General features: G+C 71.2%; 4 protein-coding genes and 1 pseudogene. All 5 read right to left on the reverse strand.

Going from position 1 to position 4,721, the window contains the following annotated elements; genetic code table 11:
* Positions 1-128, reverse strand: a pseudogene (locus tag LJF27_RS30290) (phenazine biosynthesis protein); the annotation flags it as partial.
* Positions 129-153: 25 nt separating this feature from the next.
* Positions 154-990 (reverse strand): phenazine biosynthesis protein PhzF, encoded by an 837-nt coding sequence (gene phzF, locus LJF27_RS30295; RefSeq protein WP_003093628.1) that lies wholly within the window; start codon positions 988-990, stop codon positions 154-156.
* 13 nt (positions 991-1,003) lie between these two features.
* Positions 1,004-2,887 carry a phenazine biosynthesis protein PhzE gene (gene phzE / locus LJF27_RS30300; RefSeq protein ID WP_003118954.1) on the reverse strand — a complete coding sequence of 628 codons (1,884 nt, stop codon included), beginning with the start codon at positions 2,885-2,887 and terminating at the stop codon, positions 1,004-1,006.
* A complete protein-coding gene (gene phzD, locus LJF27_RS30305; protein ID WP_003093625.1) occupies positions 2,884-3,507 on the reverse strand; it encodes a phenazine biosynthesis protein PhzD in 624 nt (207 codons plus the stop codon). Before phzD ends, phzE begins: the two co-directional genes overlap by 4 nt.
* Entirely contained in the window at positions 3,504-4,721 is a 1,218-nt protein-coding gene (phzC, locus tag LJF27_RS30310; protein ID WP_003093621.1) for a phenazine biosynthesis protein PhzC, read from the reverse strand. Before phzC ends, phzD begins: the two co-directional genes overlap by 4 nt.

A 4,721-nucleotide genomic window follows, 5' to 3' on the forward strand; every position in this document is an offset into this window, starting at 1 on the left:
TAGCGGCGGGCGCGTTCCAGCCAGTTGCGCAGCACCTCCATGGGGTTCGCCGGCGGCGCCTCGAACTCCGGGAAAGGGGCTTCGATGGTCCCGGTGAGGGACTCGGAAATGTTCGCGTTGACGCCCATCACGGCGTTCCTCCGTTCTGCCCGTTCACAGGTAGGCCCGGCCTTCGGCGAAGGCCGCGCCGTTGCCCGACACTTCCACCGCCGAGACCCGCTCGCCGGCGCCCTCGGCGCGGGCGTACATGCGCGACGGCCGGCCGATCTCGACGCCCTGGAGGATCTCGATCTGCTGCCCGTAGGGAATCTGCCGGTGGCGCGCCAGGTGGATCGCCAGCGGCCCGGCGGCGGAACCGGTGGCGGCGTCCTCGACCACGCCGTAGGCCGGCGAGAACATGCGGCTGCGCCAGTGCCGCCCGGCGCCGGCGAAGCAGTTCACCGCCAGGTCCGGGAAGTCGCACAGCGCGCGGTGGTCGGGGTGCAGCGCGGACAGCGCGGCGACGCTCTCCAGGCCGACGAACACGTGGCGCGGGCCGTTGCGGTAGACCTCGATGGGAAAGGTCGAGCCCTTCAGGCCGAGGGCGGCAAGCAGCTCGGCCGGGCGGCTGAAGTGCTCCCAGGTGGGGATCGGCTGCTGCATGCTGCAGGCCACCACCTTGCCGTCCTGGCGCTCCAGGGCGAAGGGCACGGTGCCCATCCTGGTCTCCAGGAACAGCCTGTCCTTGTCGGTCTCGGCGCCCAGGGCGATGGCGGTGCCCAGCAGCGGGTGGCCGGCGAACGGCAGTTCGTTGACCGGGGTGAAGATGCGGATGCGCGCGTCGCCGTCCTGTTGCGGGCGGAGCACGAAGGTGCTCTCCGACAGGTTCATCTCCCGCGCCATGCGCTGCATGCGCTCGCCGCTGAGGTCGTCGCAGTCGAAGAACACCGCCACCGGGTTGCCTTGCAGCGGTTCGCTGGCGAAGGCGTCTATCACGACATATCTGTGCATGGGCTCTCCTGGCTCAGGGCCGCCGCTCGACCAGCGCGTGACGCAGCAGGTCGGCGATGATGCGCGGACCCTCGCGGGTCAGCACCGATTCGGGGTGGAATTGCATGGAGGCGAAGCGCGGCCCGCGCAGGGCATGGACCTCGCCGGTCTCGCGGTCGCGGCTGATCTCGATCGGGCCGACCTCGGGAATCTCGATGCGGTCCTGCAAGGCGCGCGCGGCGAAGGTGTTGTAGAAGCCGACGCGCTCGGCGGCGCCGAACAGGTCGATCTGTTTCTGCACGCCCTGGTTGGGCTCCTGCCGGCGTTGCAGGTCCAGGCCCAGGCACAGGCTCAGCACCTGGTGGCTCAGGCACACGGCGAGGAACGGCCGGCGCTCGCTGAGCAGCGAACGGATGGCCAGGTGCAGGTGGCCGATCTTCGGCTGGCCGATCTCGGTGGGGTTGCCCGGGCCGGGGCCCATGATCACCAGGTCGTAGCCGTCGAACGAGTACGGCTCCTGGAAGCCGCGCACGGTCACCGTCAGGCCCAGCGACTTGAGCTGCTTGGCGATCATCGAGGTGAAGGTGTCCTCGGCATCGACGATCAGCACCTCGCGTCCGGACAGGTCGGCCTGCAACTGCTGGCGCTCGCTGGCGCCGCGCAGCCAGAAGTCGGCGATCGGCGCGTTGCGGCTGGCCAGCGCCGCCACCACGTGCGGGTGCGAGCCCAGGCGCTGCGGCGCCTGGCTCTTCAGCGCGGCGATCAGCCCGGAAGCCTTGGCCCGGCTTTCCGCCGCCTCGCCCAGGGGATCGGAGTGACGCACGATGGTCGAGCCGACGCCGATGCGCAGGCGGCCGTCGCCCTCGATCTCGGCGGTGCGGATCAGGATCGCCGAGTCCAGCGTGCGCCCGCCCTGGCCATCGCCGCCGATCAGCGCCGCCACCCCGCTGTAGTAGCCGCGACCCTGCGGCTCGTAGCGGCGGATCACCCGGCAGGCGCTTTCCAGCGGGCTGCCGGTGACGGTCGGGGCGAACAGCGTCTCGCGCAGCACCTCGCGCACGTCGCGGCTGGTCTGGCCCTCGATGAAGTACTCGGTGTGCGCCAGGTGCGCCATCTCCTTGAGGTAGGGACCGAGCACCCGGCCGCCGTCCTCGCAGATCCGCGCCATCATCTTCAGCTCCTCGTCCACCACCATGTACAGCTCGTCGGCTTCCTTGCGGTTGTCGAGGAATTCCATGACCTCGGCCAGGTTCGGCCCGGCCGGCGGGTAGCGGTAGGTGCCGCTGATCGGGTTCATCACCGCCAGGCCGTCGCGCACGCTGATGTGTCGCTCGGGCGAGGCGCCGACCAGGGTGCGTTCGCCGGTGTGGACGATGAAGGTCCAGTAGGCGCCCTTCTCGCGCAGCAGCAACTGGCGGAAGAAACTCAGCGCGCTGGCCGTGGCGTAGCCGTCGATGCGCGCCTGGAAGCGCCGCTTGATCACGAAGTTGGCGCCTTCGCCGCGACCGATCTCGTCGGCGATGACCCGCCCGACCACTTCGGCGTAGGCCTCGTCGTCGAGGTCGAAACCTTCCTCGCTCAGTTCCAGCGCCTGGTTCGGCAGCAGCGCCAGGGCCTGCTCCAGCGGCAGCAGTTCCTGCTCCAGGACCTTCAGCGCCAGCAGCGGCGTGCCGTCGTCGAGCGCCTCGAAGCCGCGCTCGGCGATCTGCCGGTAGGGAATCAGCGCCAGCAGGTCATGGCGCGGCAGGCCCGGGCCGGGCTCGTCCAGCGGCAGGTCGGCCAGGCCGTGCAGTTCGAGCGCCTCGCCGCGGATCACGTCGAGCAGGCCCGGGCCATTGCTTTCCGGGCGGTAGAGCAAGGCGAACGGCGCCGGCCGTTCGAGCAGGCGCTGCAACAGCGATGTGGGCAGGGCGTTCATTCCAGCACCTCGTCGGTGGTGACCACCATCGCGCAGCGGCTGGCGGCGTATTCCAGGGCCATGCGGTGGTGCGCCTCGCTGAAGTCGGCGATGGCGTCGGCCACCAGGAACGGCTGGATGTCGTTGGAGTAGGCGTCGACCGTGGAGATCAGCACCCCGACGTGGGCGTATACGCCGCACAGCACCAACTGGTCGCGGCCGGCGGCGCGCATCCGCTGGAGCAGGTCGGAGTGGAAGAAGGCGCTGTAGCGCCACTTGGTCAGCAGCCAGTCGTCCGGCCCCGGCGCCAGCTCCTCGACCACCTCGCGGTCGGCCGGACTGGCGCGCATGCCCGGCCCCCAGAAGTCCTTGAGCAGGCCGCGCTGCTCCTCGGTCATGCTGCCCGGCTGGGCGGTGTAGGCGATCTGCACGCCCTGCTCGACGCACCAGCGGCGCAGCCGCGCGGCGTTGGCCACCAGCCCGGCGCGCAGGCTCTCGGGCAGCGGGCGCAGGAAGTAGCGCTGCATGTCGTGCACCAGCAGCACCGCGCGCCGCGGCTCCAGGCTCCAGCGCGCCAGGTTGGCCGGCAACTGCTGGGCAGTCGGCAAGGGATAGGCGGTGATTTCGGGAATGCCGCTCATGCCACGGTCTCCAGGGGGAAGGTTGCGCTCGGGATCGCTTCTGCGCCGGACCAGGCCATCACCGCGCTGAGCGCCTGCCAGGGGTTCAGCCGCGGATCGCAGAGGCTGGTGTAGTGCCGGCTGACCTGGTGCAGGCCGCTGGAATCGGCGACGCACTCGGTGACGTCGTCCGGGGTGGTCTCCAGGTGCAGCCCGGCGGCCACGCCGCCGGAGCCGGACACCGCCAGGCGGAACGCCGCCACCTCCTCGGCGATGCTGCGCACCAGGCGGGTCTTGTTGCCGCAGGGCGCGACGATGGTGTTGCCGTGCATCGGGTCGCTCAGCCAGATCACCGGGTGCCCGGCCGCGCGCACCGCCTCCACCAGCGGCGGCAGGCGCTCGCCGACCTTCTGCGCGCCCATCCGCGCGATCAGCGTCAGGCGCCCCGGCTCGCGGCGCGGATCGAGGCGCTCGCAGAGCGCCAGCAACTGGTCGCGGCCGATCTCCGGGCCGACCTTGCAGGCCACCGGGTTGAGCACCTCGGCCAGCAGCGCCACATGGGCACCGTCGACCTGGCGGGTGCGCTCGCCGATCCACGGCCAGTGGGTCGAACCGAGGTAGACCCGGCGCTGCTCGTCCTCGCGCAGCATCGACAGCTCGTAGTCGAGCAGCAGCATCTCGTGGCTGGTCCAGACCGGCGAGGCATTCGCCTCCTGCCCGGACGCGGCGTCCCAGCCCAGGTGGCGCATGATGTTGCGCGCCGCCGCATAGCCCTTGAGGATCCGCTGCGGATCGGCCCGGCGCTGCTCGGCATGGGCCTCGCGGCCGTTGACCATGTCGCCGCGATAGACCGGCAGGGTCTGCTCGCCGACCTGCTCGTGCGGCTTGGAACGCGGCTTGGCGTACTGCCCGGCGATGCGCCCGACGCGGATCACCGGCCGCCGGCCGGCCAGGCGCAGGGCGCCGGCCAGCAGTTCCAGCACGGCGGCCTTGCGCGCCACGTTCTCGGCATGGTGGTCGTCCATGTCCTCGGCGCAGTCGCCGCACTGCACCACCAGCGCCTCGCCGCGGGCGACCCGCGCCAGGGTCGCGCGCAGGGCCAGGATGTCGCCGGCGCGGATCAGCGCCGGACTGCCGCGCAGGTACGCCTGCACGTCGCGCAGGCGCGACGGATCGCCCCATTCGGGTTGCTGCAGCGCTTCGCAGCGCCGTACGCGTTGCAATAGATCGTCCAT

The sequence above is a fragment of the Pseudomonas sp. 203-8 genome (genome assembly GCF_020708595.1).
Lineage (GTDB): Bacteria > Pseudomonadota > Gammaproteobacteria > Pseudomonadales > Pseudomonadaceae > Pseudomonas > Pseudomonas aeruginosa.

Coding starts and splice junctions, on each gene's coding strand:
- phzF (WP_003093628.1), bottom strand. CDS start 990: ATGCACAGATATGTCGTGATAGACGCCTTCGCCAGCGAACCGCTGCAA.
- phzE (WP_003118954.1), bottom strand. CDS start 2,887: ATGAACGCCCTGCCCACATCGCTGTTGCAGCGCCTGCTCGAACGGCCG.
- phzD (WP_003093625.1), bottom strand. CDS start 3,507: ATGAGCGGCATTCCCGAAATCACCGCCTATCCCTTGCCGACTGCCCAG.
- phzC (WP_003093621.1), bottom strand. CDS start 4,721: ATGGACGATCTATTGCAACGCGTACGGCGCTGCGAAGCGCTGCAGCAA.